This is a genomic window from Anaeromicrobium sediminis (genome assembly GCF_002270055.1).
Lineage (GTDB): Bacteria > Bacillota > Clostridia > Peptostreptococcales > Thermotaleaceae > Anaeromicrobium > Anaeromicrobium sediminis.
Genome location: NZ_NIBG01000024.1, coordinates 23,024 through 41,940, shown reverse-complemented (window position 1 = coordinate 41,940; position 18,917 = coordinate 23,024). Strand labels below are relative to the sequence as shown.

The 18,917-nt window shown below is 30.9% G+C and carries 16 protein-coding genes; all 16 read left to right on the top strand.

Translation table 11 applies throughout. The features are described from left to right. Positions 1 to 36: 36 nt before the first annotated feature. Positions 37 to 3,540 (top strand): transcription-repair coupling factor, encoded by a 3,504-nt coding sequence (gene mfd, locus CCE28_RS18440; protein ID WP_095135208.1) that lies wholly within the window; start codon positions 37 to 39, stop codon positions 3,538 to 3,540. A 95-nt stretch (positions 3,541 to 3,635) separates the two neighbouring features. Continuing rightward, positions 3,636 to 4,622: a peptidylprolyl isomerase gene (locus tag CCE28_RS22345; protein ID WP_095135207.1), complete on the top strand. Its 987-nt coding sequence runs from the start codon at positions 3,636 to 3,638 to the stop codon at positions 4,620 to 4,622. A gap of 406 nt (positions 4,623 to 5,028) precedes the next feature. Further along, the gene (gene spoVT / locus CCE28_RS18430; protein ID WP_095135206.1) at positions 5,029 to 5,580 is read left to right on the top strand and encodes a stage V sporulation protein T; all 552 of its coding nucleotides are present in this window, start codon (positions 5,029 to 5,031) and stop codon (positions 5,578 to 5,580) included. Between the two features lie 339 nt (positions 5,581 to 5,919). Continuing rightward, positions 5,920 to 7,527: a putative polysaccharide biosynthesis protein gene (locus tag CCE28_RS18425; protein WP_095135205.1), complete on the top strand. Its 1,608-nt coding sequence runs from the start codon at positions 5,920 to 5,922 to the stop codon at positions 7,525 to 7,527. A gap of 32 nt (positions 7,528 to 7,559) precedes the next feature. Next, positions 7,560 to 9,017 carry a bifunctional methyltransferase/pyrophosphohydrolase YabN gene (gene yabN / locus CCE28_RS18420; RefSeq protein WP_095135204.1) on the top strand — a complete coding sequence of 486 codons (1,458 nt, stop codon included), beginning with the start codon at positions 7,560 to 7,562 and terminating at the stop codon, positions 9,015 to 9,017. 98 nt (positions 9,018 to 9,115) lie between these two features. Further along, positions 9,116 to 9,394: an HU family DNA-binding protein gene (locus tag CCE28_RS18415; RefSeq protein ID WP_095135203.1), complete on the top strand. Its 279-nt coding sequence runs from the start codon at positions 9,116 to 9,118 to the stop codon at positions 9,392 to 9,394. A gap of 120 nt (positions 9,395 to 9,514) precedes the next feature. After that, a complete protein-coding gene (locus CCE28_RS18410) occupies positions 9,515 to 9,757 on the top strand; it encodes an RNA-binding S4 domain-containing protein (protein ID WP_095135202.1) in 243 nt (80 codons plus the stop codon). A gap of 273 nt (positions 9,758 to 10,030) precedes the next feature. After that, on the top strand, positions 10,031 to 10,321 hold the full coding sequence (yabP, locus tag CCE28_RS18405) for a sporulation protein YabP (protein WP_095135201.1): 291 nt from the start codon (positions 10,031 to 10,033) through the stop codon (positions 10,319 to 10,321). A gap of 92 nt (positions 10,322 to 10,413) precedes the next feature. Continuing rightward, the gene (yabQ, locus tag CCE28_RS18400) at positions 10,414 to 10,914 is read left to right on the top strand and encodes a spore cortex biosynthesis protein YabQ (RefSeq protein WP_095135200.1); all 501 of its coding nucleotides are present in this window, start codon (positions 10,414 to 10,416) and stop codon (positions 10,912 to 10,914) included. A 71-nt stretch (positions 10,915 to 10,985) separates the two neighbouring features. Further along, a complete protein-coding gene (locus CCE28_RS18395; protein WP_095135199.1) occupies positions 10,986 to 11,282 on the top strand; it encodes an FtsB family cell division protein in 297 nt (98 codons plus the stop codon). An 86-nt stretch (positions 11,283 to 11,368) separates the two neighbouring features. Then, on the top strand, positions 11,369 to 11,827 hold the full coding sequence (locus CCE28_RS18390) for a S1 RNA-binding domain-containing protein (RefSeq protein ID WP_095135198.1): 459 nt from the start codon (positions 11,369 to 11,371) through the stop codon (positions 11,825 to 11,827). Positions 11,828 to 11,927: 100 nt separating this feature from the next. Further along, complete coding sequence (locus CCE28_RS18385; RefSeq protein ID WP_095135197.1) at positions 11,928 to 12,851, top strand: Ppx/GppA phosphatase family protein; 924 nt, start codon at positions 11,928 to 11,930, stop codon at positions 12,849 to 12,851. Between the two features lie 300 nt (positions 12,852 to 13,151). Further along, on the top strand, positions 13,152 to 14,132 hold the full coding sequence (locus tag CCE28_RS18380; protein WP_095135196.1) for an asparaginase: 981 nt from the start codon (positions 13,152 to 13,154) through the stop codon (positions 14,130 to 14,132). Between the two features lie 301 nt (positions 14,133 to 14,433). Further along, positions 14,434 to 16,815, top strand: coding sequence for a stage II sporulation protein E (spoIIE, locus tag CCE28_RS18375; RefSeq protein ID WP_095135195.1), 2,382 nt, complete (start codon positions 14,434 to 14,436; stop codon positions 16,813 to 16,815). 394 nt (positions 16,816 to 17,209) lie between these two features. After that, entirely contained in the window at positions 17,210 to 17,929 is a 720-nt protein-coding gene (locus CCE28_RS18370; protein ID WP_095135194.1) for a vWA domain-containing protein, read from the top strand. A 95-nt stretch (positions 17,930 to 18,024) separates the two neighbouring features. Further along, positions 18,025 to 18,903 carry a protein kinase domain-containing protein gene (locus tag CCE28_RS18365; RefSeq protein ID WP_095135193.1) on the top strand — a complete coding sequence of 293 codons (879 nt, stop codon included), beginning with the start codon at positions 18,025 to 18,027 and terminating at the stop codon, positions 18,901 to 18,903. Positions 18,904 to 18,917 lie beyond the last annotated feature (14 nt).

The following is an 18,917-nucleotide window of genomic DNA, read 5'->3' as shown; positions in this document are numbered from 1 at the left end:
GCTAGGTCTATTTGACTTTGTGAGGTGATGGTTTTATTGAAAGACAATGTTTTTATTAATGAGATAAGAAAAATAGATGCTTATGAAGAGATACAAGATTCAGTAAATATGCTAGAGAGTCCAATACAAATAGGTGGTACCATAGATTCTCAGATTTCTCATATAGTATCTTCTTTATATAAACTTAACAAGAAAAAGTGTTTAATAATTACTCATAGCCAGATAAAGGCAAAACAAATAGTTGAAGATTTAAAGTTTTTTATAGATGAAAACGTTAACCTGATTCCTAACAAGGAAATTTTATTTTACAATTATGATGCCCATAGCCATGAAAATCTAGAAGAAAGGCTACAGGGGTTAATTAGTATCAATGGAGAGAAACCTTCCATATTAGTTTCCTCTATTGAAGGTCTATTATATAGACTTATTCCTAGGGAAGAATTTAATAAAAGTATATTTTCATTAGAGTATGGTCAGATAATAGAGAGAAATGAGATTATTAAAAAGCTTTTAAGATTAGGTTATGAACAAGCATCTATGGTAGAAGGTAAGGGACAATTTAGTGTACGAGGTGGAATTATAGATATATATTCTTTTCATAGTAAATTGCCCTACAGGATTGAATTGTTTGATGATGAAGTAGATTCTATAAGAGTTTTTGATATAAACTCCCAATTATCTAAAGAAAAATTAAAAAAGATAAGTGTAGAGCCAGCTAATGAAGTTTTAATAGATATGGACTATAAAGACTCTATAGATAAGCTTGAAAGTGAGATGAAAAATCATCTAAAGAAATTAAAAAAGGGTCCGAAGGATAATCTAAGAAGTAAGATAAGAGGCCTAATAGAACAACTAGAAAATGGGATTCTTCCACAAGGTATACAAAATTATTTGAATTATTTTTATGAAGAAACTAATTTAGTAACAGATTATATGAGTGATGATAGTTTCATATTTATAGATGAACCTTCCCGTGTGGAAGAAAGGGCTAAATTTATAAATGAAGAATTTAGAGAGTCCTTTAAGGTTTTGTTAGAAAAGGGTGAAGTATTACCAAATCAAGCAAATATAATGGTAACTTATGATGATGTGGTAGAGAGTATAGAAAAAAAGAAGATTTTCATATTCAATAATTTGCCTAAAAAAGACGATAAACTAGTCCCTTTAAAAAAGATTAATCTATTGTCTAAAATGGCACCTGTATTAAATGGAAAAAGGGAATTACTCTCTAAGGAAATTAAAAATTTTAAATATGATGGATACAAAATTATTCTATTGGCATCTACTTTAGATAGGGTACAAGCAATTAAAGAGTCCTTAGAAGAAGCACACTTAGAGTCCACATATTTTAAAGATTTTAATGTTTCTATTCAACCAGGACAAATAATTATTCTAGAGGGTAGCTTAAGTAGTGGATTTGAATATGTAAAAAATAAAATATTACTTCTTACGGAGAAGGAAATATATGGTGCTGTAAAGAAGAAGAGAAGAAGTAAAAAGAAAAAAAATGGCAAGCCCATTAAATCTTTTACTGATTTAAAGGTAGGAGACTATGTGGTCCATGAAAACCACGGTATAGGAAAATATATTGGGGTAGAACAATTAAGTGTTCAAGGAGCTAAAAAGGACTATTTAAAGGTAAAGTACTTAGGTGAAGATATATTATATGTTCCCATAGAACAAATGGATATGGTTCAAAAATATATAGGTTCAGATGCAGTTAAACCTAGGTTAAATAAATTAGGCGGTTCTGAATGGAAAAAAACTAAGGCGAAAGTTAGGGGAGCCATAGTAGATATGGCCAATGAACTTCTTAGATTAAGTGCCATAAGAAAAACTGCTAAGGGACATAAATTTGATAAGGATACCACATGGCAAAGGCAGTTTGAAGACATGTTTCCCTATGAAGAAACTCAAGACCAATTGAGATGTATAGAAGAAATAAAAGGAGACATGGAGAGAGAAATGCCAATGGATAGGCTTTTATGTGGTGATGTGGGATATGGAAAAACGGAAGTTGCCATAAGGGCCATATTTAAAGCTGTTATGGATGGAAAACAGGTGGCTTTTTTAGTTCCTACTACCATATTAGCGCAACAACATTACAATACTTTAAGTGAAAGATTTAAAAAGTTCCCTGTAAATGTGGAAGTCTTAAGTAGATTTAGAACAGCTAAACAACAACAAAAGACCATAAAAGAATTAAAGGTAGGAAATGTGGATGTGATAATAGGAACCCATAGAATCCTATCTAAGGATTTACATTTTAAAGATATAGGATTATTAATAATAGATGAAGAACAAAGATTTGGGGTGCAACACAAAGAGGCACTAAAGCAGCTTAGAAAGAATGTTGATGTACTTACTTTAACGGCCACACCTATTCCTAGAACCCTTCATATGTCTTTAATTGGTCTTAGGGATATGAGTGTAATTGAAGATCCTCCAGAGGATAGACATCCAGTACAAACTTATGTTATGGAATATAATGAAGATATGATAAAGGAGGCCATATTAAGAGAGGTAAACAGAGGTGGTCAAGTATATTTTGTATTCAATAGGGTAAGGGGAATAGAAAAAATAGCATTAGATCTAATGAATCTATTACCAGAAGTTAAAGTAGGTGTAGCCCATGGACAAATGGGTGAAAAGGAATTAGAAAATGTAATGTTAGATTTTATGGAAAAAGAATATGATGTGTTAGTATGTACCACTATAATTGAAACGGGATTAGATATATCTAATGTGAATACAGTTATTATATATGATGCTGACAAAATGGGACTATCTCAGCTTTATCAGTTAAGAGGTAGAGTTGGTAGAACTAATAGAAGGGCCTATGCATACCTAACTTACGAAAAAGATAAGATATTAACGGAAATAGCGCAAAAGAGACTTAGAGCCATAAGGGAGTTTACAGAATTTGGATCTGGTTTTAAAATAGCCATGAGAGACCTAGAAATTAGAGGTGCTGGAAACTTACTAGGTGGAGAGCAACATGGTCATATGTCGGCTATAGGTTATGACTTATACTGTAAGCTTTTAGAAGAAACAGTAAAAGAATTAAAGGGTGAAGAAGTAGAAGATGAGATAGAAACAAGTGTAGAAATAAATATAAATGCTTTCATACCAGGTAGATATATACAAGATGAAAAGCATAAACTAGAAATATATAAAAGGATTGCAACCATAAGGTCTAAAGATGATGCAGAAGAAGTTGAAGAAGAAGTTTTAGATAGATTTGGTACTCTGCCAAAGGCAGTTTCGAACTTGATTGATATAGCTTATATGAAGGCCATAGCTCAGAAACTGGGCATTATAAATATATCTGAAACTAAAACTCATGCTAAGTTAATATTCAAGGATGCAAAATATATGAATCCTATGATTTTAGCAGAGTTAATAAGTTTTTATAAAAATAGAATAGAGATAAATGGGGGAAAAGAACCTTATATTAGGCTAAAATACTATAATGATGCTAGAAAATATAGTGACTTAAAGCAACTATTAGATAAAATAGATAGTTTGCAGAAAAAGTAAATTAATATATAATACCTAGTATAAGTATGTTAAAGGAGTAATGCTTTTAATATAGACTTTAACTAATAATCACTAATGACAAAGGAGCGATTAAATTGAATTTTAAGAAATTAAAAAAGAAGTCAATGCTCATATTAACTTTAATATTGGCATTGGTATTCTCAGTAGCGTGTACTCAAAAACCACCAGCTGATGCTGTGGCAAAAGTAGGAGATACTTATATAAAGAAAGATTTATACGAGAGACAACTTTCCATATTTAAAAAGAGATATGAGCAAATGTACGGAGACAAGATTTGGACTGTGGACATAGGGGGAAAAACATTCCTTGAGGCAGTTGAAGAAAATGTATTAGAAAAAATGATTAATGATGAAGTTATCAAAAGATATATGGAAAAGGAAAAAATTCAAATAACAGATGAAGAAGTACAAAAGGAATATGAACAATATAAAGAAAGTATAGGAAAAGATCAAGACTTTAATGAGTTCTTAAAGGAAAATGATATGGATGAAGAATTTGTTAAAGAACAGGTAATTAGAAGTGGTCTTTATGCTAAAAAATTCCAAGAGAAGGTAATTGCTGATACAAGTTTAGACGATGAAAAATTAAAGAAATATTATGATGAAAATAGTGCCACATATAATATAGAACAAGTTAGAGCAAGACATATACTTGTAAGTGAAGAAGATAAAGCTAAAGAAATACTTGAAAAGTTAAAGGCTGGAGAAGATTTTGCAGCCCTTGCAACAGAATTTTCTAAAGATCCAGGTTCAGCTACAAAGGGTGGAGATTTAGGATTCTTCCCTAAGGGAGTTATGGTTCCTGAGTTTGAACAAACAGCATTTTCATTAAAGCCAGGTGAAATTAGTGATTTAGTTAAAACTCAATTCGGATATCATATAATTAAAGTTGAAGAGAAAAAAAATGAAGTAATAAAGTTTGAAGATGTTAAAGAAGAAATAAAAAGTAAACTAACAGATGAAAGCATAGTGAATAAATTAGAATCATTAAAGAAAGAATATAAAGTAGAAAAATATGAATTAAAAGCAGAGGAAAATAAAGAAGAAGATAAAAAGGAATAAAAAGAACAAGATAAATAGCCTATATATAGGCTATTTTTTATTTATTAGGAAATTATAATTTTTTAAAACTGTATATAAATAAAAAATTAAGGGGTTGTAGAGGAAGGATTCCTCTGCCTCTTTGAAGGCGGGGGCTCAGCAACTTCGATTGCGTCGAAGGGAACCATAGGGTTCCATAGCGAAGCATACAAAGTATGCCTTTTTTATGTTTAAAAATATAAAATTATAATTGTAATATGAGGAAAAATTTCACATGATTCATGGAAAAAAGTAAGTTTTTTTGAAATAAACTTTTTAATAATAAAAGATTTCCAACCATGTATAAAAAAAGTATAAGAGTAAAATAATATACCTATAAGATGATGGAATAATAAAAGTTAATTACAGTACTAGGAGGGAAGTTATTGTGAAAGCAACAGGTATTGTTAGAAGAATTGATGATTTAGGAAGAGTGGTAATTCCAAAGGAAATAAGAAGAACTTTGAGAATAAGAGAAGGGGATCCTTTAGAAATATTTACTGATAGAGATGGAGAAGTTATTTTAAAGAAATATTCACCTATAGGAGAATTAAGCGAGTTTGCTACAGAATACGCAGAAGCCTTAAGTGATTCTTTAGGGTGTATGGCAATGGTAGCTGATAGGGATACGATTATATCCATAGCTGGAGGTTCTAAAAAAGAGTTCTTAGAAAAAAGAGTAAGTAAAGCCTTTGAAAGAATAATGGAGGATAGAAAGCCTACATTATCAGTAGGAAAAGAAAAGGTTTATCCATTAACGTCGGATTTTAGTGATGAACAAAAATATTCTTCCCAAATTATAGCTCCTATAATTACTCAAGGAGACGCCATCGGTGCAGTAGTACTCATGTCTAAGGACGAAGACAAAGAACTAGGAGAGATTGAATTAAAAACTGCTGAAACAGCAGCTAGTTTTTTAGGAAAACAAATGGAACAATAATACATAATAAAAGTAGTAGCCTCCTTGGCTACTACTTTTTTAGTAGATGCTCATGTGAACCCATTTCAGTGAAATAAATCAAAAATTCTTTCAAGTGAAGTCACTATCACATTATGCAGTATGAATCTTATACACTCGGTGGAAGGTTCGCAATTGTTTACATCATAAGATGTTGTGATGTTCCACACTTTCAAGAATTTTTGATTTATTTCACTTCATAGGTAAGAGGCTATGTATGTTTAAATTAGAAGTAGCATATCTATACGAAGTATGGCTTTTTTATTTGTGCTACAATCTGATATAATATATTTGTTAAATATGAAATATGGAGGATTTTTGATGAGTAATAAATCGTTTTTAAAGGGAGCTGCCATACTAGGGGCAGCGGGGATAATAGTAAAGATAATGGGAGCATTTTTTAGGATTCCACTTGGAAATATAATAGGATCAGAAGGTATGGGGTATTATCAGGCATCTTATCCTATATATGTATTATTGCTTACTGTATCCACTGCAGGAATTCCTACCGCCATATCTAAACTTGTGGCAGAAAAAAATGCTGTTGGAGATAGATATGGAGCTCATAGAATATTTAAAGTATCATTTAGGCTATTATTAATAGTGGGAATAGTAACATTTTCCATAATGTTCTTTGGAGCTAAAACATTAGTTGGTTTTATTAAAAATGATAAGGCATATTATTCCATGTTGGCTGTATCACCAGCACTTTTATTTGTGCCTGTTATGGCAGCTTTTAGAGGTTATTTTCAAGGTCTTCAAGATATGTTTCCAACGGCCATATCTCAGATATTTGAACAGTTTGGTAGGGTTGTAATAGGAATAGCTCTAGCCATGTTTTTACTTCCAAAGGGAATAGAAGTGGCAGCAGCAGGAGCTTCATTTGGGGCCGCATCAGGAGCCATAACTGGAACTTTAATAGTAATGGTTATATATTATAAGAGAAAAGGGAAAATACTAATAGGAATACAAAATGGAATTAAAGGCAAGGAAGAGAGTGCATCTTACATAATTAAGAAAATTTTAGCTATAGCCATACCTATAACTATAGGAGCCGCTATACTTCCTGTAATGAACACTATAGATGCAGCATTAGTAATGAGAAGATTAACTGCCATAGGATATACTCAAGATGTGGCAAATAGCTTATATGGACAGTTCACTGGTATGGCAGCGCCACTTATAAACTTACCACAAGTTTTAACTGTAGCTCTAGCCATGAGTTTAGTACCAGCCATATCTCATTTTTATAAGAAAAATGATCATAAGGGATTAGAAGAGACTGTGTTAGCAGGTACTAGGGTAGCACTTCTAATAGGATTGCCAGCAGCCATTGGACTAGTGATTTTAGCTAAGCCTATAATGTTGCTTTTATACCCACTTCAAATGGATAGTGCAGCTAGTGCAGCAGAAGTTCTTAAAGTTCTAGGCTGGGGAGTAATATTTTTAACTTTAGTTCAAACATTTACAGCCATACTTCAAGGATTAGGAAAACCAATAATACCTGTGATTAACTTGTTTATAGGTGCTATTTTTAAGATAGCTTTCACATATACTTTAACAGCTATACCTGCTATTAATGTTAAAGGAGCAGCTGCAGGAACTGTGGCAGCCTATTTAGTGGCAAGTATATTAAACTTCATATATGTGAAGAAATATACTAAAACTAAATTTAGTCTTGTGAATTTTGTTATAAAACCTGTAGTGGCTGTAGGAGCTATGGCTATTTCTGTAATGTTTATATATAATACAATAATAAACTTTGTAGGAAACAAAATAGCCACATTAGGTGGTGTGGCAACAGGTGGAGTTATATATATATTCATGTTACTATGTTTAGGAGCTGTAACAAGTGAAGATTTTCAGATGGTTCCAGGAGGAAGTAAAATAAGTAAAATATTAAATAAAATAGGACTACTAAAGAAATAAAACAACCTAGAAGAAAATGAGAAGGTGATTTTTTGAATAAATTAACTGTTGTAGGATTAGGGCCAGGAAGCAAAAATTACTTGACTATAGGGGCCTTAGATAAACTAAAAGAATCAAAAAAAGTATATTTAAGAACTAAAAAACATCCTGTAGTTAAATATTTAGATGAAATAGGAATAAAATATGAAACTTTTGACCATATTTACGAAGAAACAGAAGATTTTAATAGGGTATATGAAAGTATAGTAGATACCATATTAAATTTACTTAAAGAGGATGAAATAACTTACGCAGTGCCAGGTAGCCCCTTTGTAGCTGAATCTACTGTGACCCTTTTAGATGAAAAGGGTATAGATATAGATTATATAGAATCTAGCAGTTTTATAGAGGCTATGCTTTATGTCCTTAAAAAGGATCCTGTGGAAGGATTAACTATAGTAGATGCCTTAAGATTAGATTATCAAATACCTAATACTAGAACTAATGTTATAGTAACTCAAGTATATGATAAAATTACAGCTTCTAATGTAAAACTTAAAATGATGGAATATTATAATGATGACCATGAAATCATAGTTATAAGGGGAGCTGGAATTGAAGGTATAGAAAAAATACATCATGTAAAGCTATATGAAATGGATCATTTAGATGATTATGACTATTTGACTAGTATATATGTACCAAAAATCGAAAATAATATAAAAAACCCTAGAAATATTAGTGATTTAGTGGATATAATGAAATTACTAAGAAGTGAAGATGGTTGTCCTTGGGATAGAGAGCAAAGTCATGAAAGTTTAAAGCCTTACGTAATTGAAGAAGCTTATGAAGTAGTGGAAGCCATAGAAGAGAAAGATTCCATGTTACTTGAAGAAGAACTTGGAGATTTACTTTTACAAGTGGTATTTCATGCTCAAATAGCCCGTGAAAATTATGAGTTTACTTTAAATGACATAATTAAAGGAATTAGTGAAAAACTAGTATCTAGACATCCTCATGTATTTAAAGATTTAAATCTTCAAAATTCAGATGAAGTAATAACAACCTGGGAAGAGATTAAACGTGAGGAGAAAAAAGAGGAAAGTTATACGGAAGGTTTAAAGAGAATTCCAAAGAGTTTGCCTGCATTGATTAAAAGTTATAAGGTACAAAAGAAGGCTGCTGGTGTAGGTTTCGACTGGGATAAAGTGGAAGATGCCATAGGAAAAGTTCATGAAGAATTAGGTGAATTACTAGAAATTTACAAATCACAGAAAAAGGAAAGAATAGAAGAAGAACTAGGAGATTTAATATTTGCTGTTGTAAATGTGGCAAGATTTTTAAAGGTAGACCCGGAAATTGCCTTAAATAGAACTACAAAAAAGTTTATAGAAAGGTTTGCATTTATTGAAGAATGTGCTAAAATACAAGAGAAAGACCTTAAGGACATGTCTTTGCAAGAAATGGACAAACTATGGGATGAAGCAAAAAAATCAGAAAAACATACATAAAAACATAAAAAACATAAAAAATACTAGTTAAAAGAAGGATTTTCAAATAAAAGATAGAATATGCATATACGTATTCTAAATAAGAGGAGGAAATTACTGTGAATAAAGCGGAATTAGTAGCAAGCATGGCTGACAAGGCTGGTTTAACTAAGAAGGATGCTGAGGCGGCATTAAATGCATTTATGAAAAGCGTTGAAGAAGCATTAGTTGACGGAGGAAAGGTTCAATTAGTTGGATTTGGAACTTTCGATGTTAGAGAAAGAAAAGCTAGACAAGGAAGAAACCCAAGAAATCCAGAACAAGTAATTGAAATCCCAGCTTCTAAGGCACCTGTATTCAAAGCAGGAAAAGCATTAAAAGATATGGTAAATGCTTAATAGATTATAATAAAAAAAGCAGCTAGCCTGCTTTTTTATTGTAATATATAAGATATTATTAAAAAAGTCAGCCTTGAGAGTTTTTCTAGAGGAAGGCTTTTTGTCATATAGGAGGAAATAATGAGACTAGATAAATTTCTTAAAAATTCTAGATTGATTAAGAGGCGAACTGTAGCAAAGGAAGCCTGTGAACAAGGAAGAGTAAAAATAAACGATAAATTGGCCAAACCTTCTTCGGAAGTGAATATAAATGATAATATAAGTATTACATATGGTGAAAGAGAATCTGTTATAAAGGTTTTAGAATTATTAGAACATGTAACTAAGGAAACCTCTAAGACCATGTATGAAGTAATTAAGTAGAAACCTAACTTAGAAATCTAATGTTAGGTTTCTTTTTATTTCTACTTACAAAGAAATAATAAATTTTCATAAACTTTCCAAAAGCAAAAAAACAAGGGATGTGGAGGAAGAATTCCACTTCCTCTTTGAAGGAGGGTGTTCAGCAACTTTAGTGTACGCCTACGGGAACCATAGGGTTCCATAACGAATCATACAAAGTATGATTTTTTGTAATAAAAGTCCATATTTTTTCATAACTTTAATTAAGAAGAAGGCTTTAAGAAGGGTGATAATATGGAAGAAAGAAGAAGTATAAAGGGAAGAAGTCAAAATATTATTCTTGAAGATAGAGAAAAAATAAGTGTGTCCGGAGTTGAACATGTTCATAGCTTTGATGAAAATACTGTAATACTAGAGACTATTAGAGGGGTTTTAACTATAAGAGGTAGTGAGTTAGATATGAATAAATTAAATCTAGAAGATGGAAATGTGGTTGTTAAGGGAACTGTAGATTCTATGGTATATACAGATAAGGATTCATTAGGAAGCAAAGGAGTAGGTTTCTTAGGTAAGATGTTTAAATAATAGATAGACTCATGAAATCATAGAGTTAACATGAGAAATTTAAAAAATAACAGATGACCGCCTAGCGGTTATTTTTTTTAAGAGGTGATTGTATGTTGACATATGTATCTGAGCAGACCTACGTGTTTTTAGTGACTTTATATGGTGGAATAATTATTGGATTTATATATGATCTATATCGTATATTTAGGCTCATATTCTCACCTAAGAAGATAGCTACTATGGTAGAGGATTTTATATTTTGGATACTTATATCTATAATAGCCACGCTAGTATTAGTATTTGGAAATGAAGGTCAAATAAGATTTTATACTATAGCAGGCTTTTTAGTAGGGGCCCTGTCTTATAATTTGCTTTTGAGTAAGATCATAATTACCTGTATAGTAAAATTTTTGATTAAGCTAAAAAAGATTATTATAAAATTAGTAGTTAATCCTATAAAAAAACTATTCCAAATAGGTAAAATTCCTATTAGGAAGGTAAAAAAAATCACAAAGCCCCATGTGAGAAAATTAAAGAGAATAAAAAGGATACCAAATAGGGTAATGAAAGATACGAAAAAATACCTAAAGTACATTAAAGATAAAAAATAAAGAGGATTTTTTTTGTGTATATAGAATTGTTCTAGTAAATAGATGTATAAAATGCTAGGAGTGGTTAAAGTATGCAAAAGAGAAAAAGAAAAAAAATTAAAGTTTTGCATATAATTTTGGCATTATTGTTATTATATGTAGGAGGAACATTTGCATATTGCAAAGTAAAAATACATAGATTAGAGCAAGAAAAAATAATTCTAGAGGAAAGATTAGAAGGTTTAAAGGAGACTAAGAAATCCTTAGAATATGAGTATGAAAACAGTAATAGTATAGAGTATGTGGAAAGGGTTGCTAGGGAAGAACTAAAAATGGTTAAGAAAAATGAAATTATATACATAGATGCAAATAAATCCATAAAACCTTAGAACTTACTTATATTGACACTATTATAAATATGACATATAATTGTATCAGCAATTGTTTATTATTTAAAAGGAGGAAGATTTTACTTATGCCCGTTGAAATAGGTAAAGTTGTAGAGGGCACTGTTACAAGTATAACTAGCTTTGGTGCTTTTATTCAACTATCAGAAGGAAAGACAGGTTTATGCCATATCTCAGAGGTGGCAGATGGATATGTAAAGGATATAGCTTCTCATTTACAGGAAAACCAAAAGGTTAAGGTTAAAATCATTGGTTTAGATGAAAAGGGGAAAATAAGTTTATCTATTAGAAAGGCTATGCCTAAAACTAATAATGCTAATGCCAATGCCGCTAGTGGTAATAGGCCAAAGAGATTTAAGAAACAGGATGGTCCTCAATGGAAAAAGAAACCACAAGAGAGAGGTTTGAGTTTTGAGGATAAGCTTTCTCAATTCTTAAAAGATAGTGATGAAAGACAACAACATTCAAAGAAATCTATGAAGGCTTCTAGACGTTCAAATGGACATGGAGCAAAGAGAAGTATCTAAATAATAATACCGAGACATTTTGTCTCGGTTTTATAATGTAAAGGAACGGTTAGTTATATGGAGTAACTATCCTTAATCCAAATACTAAGAGGTGTTTAACATGGATAAATATGGAGCTATAGATGTGGGAACTAATTCCATAAGGCTTCTCCTATGGGAAGAAAAAGAGGGTAAAATATATAGAAAAAAAACATTAAATAGTACTCGAATTGGACAGAAGGTTGATCATACAGGACGTTTGTCTCAAGAAGGAATAAAAATTAGTGTGGATGCTATAGAAGAATTTGTATCCATGGCAGAGAATAAAGGGATTAAAAACATTCCAATAATAGCTACTAGTGCTGTTAGGGATGCTAAAAATAGAAATGAATTTGTAGATGCTGTACTTTGTAGAACAGGTAAAAAAGTCCATGTAATAGAAGGTAAAGAAGAGGCTAGATTAGGATACTTAGGTGTTATAATGGGCCTAGATGAAGTGGGGAATATTCTCATAATAGATATTGGTGGCGGAAGTACAGAGTTTATTTATGGAGATAGAAAAAATATTAAACTATTGGAAAGTATAGATATAGGAGCCGTTAGATTAACAGAAAAATTCATTAAAAATGAATTGGTTACAAAGGGAGAAGAAGAAAAACTTATAGATTATATAGATGAAAGTATAAAAGATATAATAGGTAATATGAAGGATAAACCTATAGATTGGGTTGTGGGTATAGGTGGTACAGCTACAACTATGGCATCTATGGATAAAAAAATGATGATTTACGATGAAGATGAGGTTCATAATACTAAGTTAGAAATAAAAAATATAGAAATGATTATAGGTCAATTAAAGAAAATGACTTTAGAGGAAAGAAAGCATATGGCAGGATTACAACCTAAAAGGGCTGATATTATATATACAGGGGCTGTAATTCTAAAAAGGATATTAGACAGAATTGGAAAAGATAAAATACTTATAAGTGAATATGATAATTTAGAAGGATTAGTATATGAACAAAAAAAGAGTGAGGTTATTTAAAACCTCACTCTTTTTGTTTATGTTAAGTACATATGGAAAATCCTAAAGTATAAGTTAAACAGGAACGATTTAAGAATTTAACTTTAAATGAATAGGTAGTAATTTTTTTCTTGATTTATTCACACCCTAATTAATATATTATGTTAATATTTAAAATTAGTTTCACTTAAAATTAAAATAATTAAGAATTAAATACTAATCACTTAACAAATTAAAGAACTGGGACAAATTAATAAAAATAAACTGATTATATAGTAAAATAAGGGTAGACACTTTAAAAGTATATAGAGGAGGATATTAATGAGAAAAAAAGTAGCTATTGTATTTACTGGTGGAACCATATCTATGAAAATAGACCCTAAAATATCAGCGGCAATTCCTGCTTTATCTGGAGAACAAATCATGTCCATGGTAGCGGATATAGATAAGTATGCAGATATAGAACCGATAGAGCTTGCTAGAATCCCTGGACCCCATATGTCTCCTGAAAAGATGCTTGAATTATCAAAGTTAATAAAGAGATTGGTAGCAAGGGACGATATAACTGGAGTGGTAGTAACTCATGGGACAGACTCTTTAGAAGAAACGGCCTATTTTCTAGATTTATCTATTAACACGTACAAGCCAGTCATTGTTGTAGGAGCTATGAGAAGTAACTCAGAGTTAGGTTACGATGGGGCTAGTAATATTTCAGCAGCCATATGTACGGTTATTAGTGAAGAAGCAAAAAATAAAGGTGTTTTAGTGGTTATGAATAATGAAGTTAATGCAGCAAATGAAGTGACTAAAACTCATACTTTAACATTAGATACTTTTAAATCACTAGAATTCGGACCTTTGGGAATAGTTGATAACGATGAAGTAATATTCTATAGAGATATTACTAAACATACTTATATAGAAACGGATTCTGTTGAAAGTAGAGTAGATTTAATAAAAACAGCAGTAGGAATGGATTCAAGATTAATAAAATATTGTGTTGATACAGGTGCTAAGGGTATTGTACTAGAAGCAATGGGAAGGGGAAACATCCCACCTCTAATGGTAGATGGAGTTAAATATGCCATAGAAAAGGGTACAGTAGTAGTAATGGTTTCAAGATGTCATATGGGAAGAGTATTAGATACTTATGGGTATAAGGGAGCTGGTAGAGAATTGCGCCAAGCTGGTGTTATATTTGGAGGAAGCCTTCCTGGACAAAAGGCTAGAATTAAACTTATGCTTGCCCTTGCATCTAAAGAAAATATAAAAGAAGTATTTGAAAAGGATCGTTATAAGTAAAAAAATATTATATTAAGTAATGGGAAAAGGCTTTTTTCAAGAAAATAATATATATTATTTGACAAATTAAAAAAAATATTCCATAAAAATTTTAATATAGTCAAAGAATGACAATAAAAACTATGCTCAAAATGGAGCATAGTTTTATTTTTTATCTAAAAACAAAGTAAAATGGTAAATTTCTGTTATATAAAATCGTCATATGTCTAAAATTTCTTTGTATATTACCCCCTTAAGTTGACAAAAAATTTAAATTTCTACGTGATATAATTTGCACTAACAAATCGAAGGCGGTGATTAAATGGAAAAATACAATGCATTTTCATATGACGGTCAATATGCAGACCCTACAGATTCGGTTTTCAAGTATGGAAATTCAGATATATTAAAAAATTTTTATAGTAAAGATGTGGTGATTTTCATAATAGGAGCTTTTTTATTGGGACGAGCTCATATATTAGGTGGACTAGCTCCCTTTGGGATTGCACTATTTGGTTTTTTAGTTAGCCAAAATAGAAAAAATGTATATTTGTCAGTATCCGTTTTAGGGGGAATAGCTAGTACTGGAATGGATTTCAATATGGGAAAGTATATGTTTGGAATGATAATAGCTTATTCTGTTTTTTATTATATGAAAAAGATAAATTATAAGCCCCATGTTATAGGAATCATATCTTCTGTAAGTATTTTAATATCAGGAAGTATATATATTTATTTAAATGGATTATATCTATATGACCTGTTAATGTTACTATTTGAGGCTTTAGTAGTCTTTGTATTTACTTACATACTCTACTATTCAGTACCTGTGTTTTTAAAAAGGTCTAATAGAAGTGTATTGTCTAATGAAGAAGTAGTGTGTATGGGGATTTTTGTATCTATTGTTATTTCTGGTCTTTCGGATTTATTTATTGGAAGTTATCAAATTAAAAATATGTTTGGAATATTAATAGTCATATTATTTGCATATAATGGGGGAGCTAGTATTGGAGCTAGTACGGGTATAACTATAGGTATTATCACTAGTATGTCTAGTATTGATGCTCCGTATATAGTTGGCATATATGGATTTTGTGGACTACTTTCTGGTATTTTTAAGGATCTAGGTAAATGGGCATCCATAGTGGGTATGCTCCTTGGAAATATAATACTTACATTTTATGTTAATGGTACTACAGAAGTATTTATACAACATGAGGAAATGATAATTGCTTTTATAATGTTTTTATTTATGCCTAAATCCGTATTAGATTATACAAAGAATTTTGTGGGGTCCAATACTACAGAGGATGGTCTATACAGTGAAAAGATAAAGAATATAGGTGTGAAAAAATTAAAAGAGTATTCCAGTGCATTTTTAGATTTGGCATCCACATATAAGAATATAGCAGATAAAGAGAGGAAAATAGATAACGAAGAAGTTTCTAGGATGGTTGATGAGGTAGCTGGCAAAGTATGTTCTGATTGTGGTATGTGCAGAAGTTGTTGGCAAAATAATTTCTATTCCATGTACAATGGAGTGGTGGAGAGTATTTCCCTATTAGAAACTGAAGGGGCATTGAAAAATAGTAAAGTTCCTAAAATATTAAAGAAAAGATGTATTAAGGTAGATCTATTAACCCAATCTATACGAGATCGATTTGAAATTTGGAAATTAAATTATCATTGGGAGAAAAAAATTCTAGAAAATAGAAGGCTGGTAGGAGAACAATTTGAAGGCATATCTGAAATATTTAATAATTTAGCTGAGGATATGAACAATAATGTAAACTTTTTAACCCATGTGGAAGATGCTTTATACGTGGCCTTTGATAAAGCACAAATTCAAGTGGATAAAATAAATGTTTTAGAGAAAGAAAATAAGTTTGAAATAGAAATACAAAAAAGGACATGTTATGGCAGAGGACAGTGTGAGGAGAAAATAATTGGTTTAGTGTCTGACGTTGTAGGAAAGGACTTGGTGTGTAAAAAGCGTATGTGTAGTGTAGGTGATGATAAGTGTGTATTTGTTTTAGAAGAAGCTCATAAGTATAGAATAGCAACAGGTGTAGCTAGGGTTGCTAAGGATAATAGGTGGATCTGTGGAGATAATTATTCCTTCTTAGATTTAGAAGAGGGTAAGCATATGATAGCCCTTAGTGATGGTATGGGTTCTGGTGAGAAAGCTAATAAAGAGAGTAAAGTAACTATAAATATATTAGAACAACTTATGGGAGCGGGTTTTGAGAAGGACTTGGCTATAAAGACCATAAATTCCATATTAGTATTAAAATCCTCTGACGAGATATTCTCTACTATGGATTTGTCCATGGTGGATTTATACACAGGTAAAGTGGAATTTGTAAAGATAGGGGCAGCATCTAGCTATATTAAAAGAAAAAATGGAGATGTGGAGCCTATAAAATCAACTTCATTACCAATTGGAATCTTGAATAATGTGGATATAGAAACCTTTGGATACAAACTTGATGAGGGTGATTTTGTAATCATGATGTCAGATGGTATTAGTGATGCGGATAAAGAGGAGTGGGTATTAGACTTCTTGAAAAACAATAAGAGCAGAAATCCTCAAGATATAGCTGATAAATTATTAGATGAGGCTATAGTTAAGTATGATAATGAAGTAAAGGATGATATGACCGTTTTAGTATCTAAAATGTGGTCTCCTAATCAATGTGCATAGTGTATGTAAAACCTTTAGATTTTTAATCTAAAGGTTTTGTTTTGTTTAAATTAGATTTGTGTGAATCTACGGCGTTTATATAAATGAAAAATACTTTATAAGGTAAGTCACTATCAGATTATGGAGTGTAAATATTATAGTTACTGTAGAAAGTTCATAATTGTTTGCAGCGGAATGTATACTGATGTTCCATCTTATAAAAATTTTTCATTTATAGAAACTTGTAGATAGCGGTAGTTTGTTGGTTTTTAAAAGAGTAGGTGAATCAAATAAAACTACTCACCTTTAGAGGTCATATTTTTTCATATATGGACAGATAAGTATGAGATGCTTAATTGGGAGTATAATATATGAAAAAAATGGAAAATACTTATGATAAAGGGGAGGTGTATTTATGAATGATACATGGATAAAACAAATTATAATAGCTACGGATGGGAAGTCTAATATAGGTGGAGATCCTGTGTATGAATCTAAGTTGGCTAAGGAAAAGGGAATAGTGGTTAATGCTATTGGAATAGTAAAGGAAAATGAATCTAATGAGAAGTGTCTATTGGAGATTGAGAACATAGCCAATGCAGGTGGTGGCGTGTGGGAAAAATCTACTATGGAAAAATTAGGGCAAACCATGTGTGTTATGACTCAAAAGACTGTGAATATGACTATACATAATGTGGTTAACGAGGAGTTACAAGAACTATTAGGGACTAATATGAATGGCATAAGTCCTAAGGATAGAAGTAAAATTGTAGAGTATGTAGATAAATTATCTGAGAATATATCCTTGAAATGCTGTATTTTAATGGATTGTAGTTCAAGTATGGTCCACAGAATGGATAAGGCAAAGGAAAGTATCATAGATTTGATAGATAGTCTAATAGGTAGAGTTGGAGAAAGTCAAGTTGCTCTAATAGGATTTCCTCATGAGGAGGAATATTATAAAGTTATATGTGATTTTACTAATGATTTAGATTTAATAAAAGTGAAAGTAAATGAATTAAAATGCGGAGGAACTACTCCTACGGCCATGGCTATAAAAGGTGCAGTAAGACTTATAGAGAATGAAAAGGAAGAAATATTGGAAGAAGGTTTCCTTCGAGATAACATAGTGTAGGTAATCTGAAAAATACATTTTATATATTCAATAGACTAAAATATTTAAACTCTCAAATTATCAATTGAGAGTTTAGTTTTTATGTAGGTGAAATTATGATTAAAGTTATAAGAGGAAAGTGGAATAAAAATACATATGAAATAATAGAAAAAATAGGCCAAGGAGGAATTGGAGCTGTTTATAAGGTTATGGACAATAATAAAAACATAAAAGCCTTAAAGATGGCGGATGATATAAATTCAATAACTAGGGAACATAAGTTTTTAAATGAATTAAAAAGTTCTTATACTCCAAATGTTTATGACATGGATGATTTTCAAATGGGAGGTAAGGTTTATTATTTCATAGTAATGGATTTTTTTAATGGTAAAAATATAGGGAGATATATAAAAGAAAATGAATTGAACCAAGTGGATATATGGAAAATAGCTGGAGAAATAGGTTCTTTTCTTGAGTATATCCATAAGAAAGCATATATATATGGAGATTTAAAAGCTGAAAATGTAATGCTTATGAATGATAATGAAATAAAGATTATAGATATGGGCGGTGTGAGTAAAAAAGGGGAAAGTTTAAGAGAGTTTACCCTCTTGTACGACAGAAGTAAATTTAACAAAGGAATTAGGCGGGCTGAGGAAAGTTATGATCTATTTAGCTTGACCATGCTAGTTATTAATATGATTTTAAAAAATGATTTCATAAAGGGAAAGGGAAATGCAGATCTCTTAATTAGAAAATGCCAAGACTTTGGTATGGATTTTAGAGAATTGAAATTATTAAAGGATGGATTAAATGGAAATATTACTCTTAAAGGTTTTTTGAGGAGAGTAAAATCCTTAGAAAAAAGCCATGAAATCATAAGAATGGCAAAAATAAAATTTAAAATAGACAAGGTGGCTAATTATATGTTAGTATCTAGTATCGTATTTTTTTTAAGTGTATTAATCCTGAATTTAAAGAGGATTTTGGACTAATTGTATAGAAGTAC

Excerpts from the sequence above, each read along its gene's own strand:
- CCE28_RS18425 (WP_095135205.1), top strand. The coding sequence starts at position 5,920 with ATGAGTAATAAATCGTTTTTAAAGGGAGCTGCCATACTAGGGGCAGCG.
- CCE28_RS18385 (WP_095135197.1), top strand. The coding sequence starts at position 11,928 with ATGGATAAATATGGAGCTATAGATGTGGGAACTAATTCCATAAGGCTT.
- CCE28_RS18380 (WP_095135196.1), top strand. The coding sequence starts at position 13,152 with ATGAGAAAAAAAGTAGCTATTGTATTTACTGGTGGAACCATATCTATG.
- CCE28_RS18410 (WP_095135202.1), top strand. The coding sequence starts at position 9,515 with ATGAGACTAGATAAATTTCTTAAAAATTCTAGATTGATTAAGAGGCGA.
- CCE28_RS18390 (WP_095135198.1), top strand. The coding sequence starts at position 11,369 with ATGCCCGTTGAAATAGGTAAAGTTGTAGAGGGCACTGTTACAAGTATA.
- CCE28_RS18365 (WP_095135193.1), top strand. The coding sequence starts at position 18,025 with ATGATTAAAGTTATAAGAGGAAAGTGGAATAAAAATACATATGAAATA.
- yabQ (WP_095135200.1), top strand. The coding sequence starts at position 10,414 with ATGTTGACATATGTATCTGAGCAGACCTACGTGTTTTTAGTGACTTTA.
- yabP (WP_095135201.1), top strand. The coding sequence starts at position 10,031 with ATGGAAGAAAGAAGAAGTATAAAGGGAAGAAGTCAAAATATTATTCTT.
- CCE28_RS18395 (WP_095135199.1), top strand. The coding sequence starts at position 10,986 with ATGCAAAAGAGAAAAAGAAAAAAAATTAAAGTTTTGCATATAATTTTG.
- spoIIE (WP_095135195.1), top strand. The coding sequence starts at position 14,434 with ATGGAAAAATACAATGCATTTTCATATGACGGTCAATATGCAGACCCT.
- CCE28_RS18370 (WP_095135194.1), top strand. The coding sequence starts at position 17,210 with ATGAATGATACATGGATAAAACAAATTATAATAGCTACGGATGGGAAG.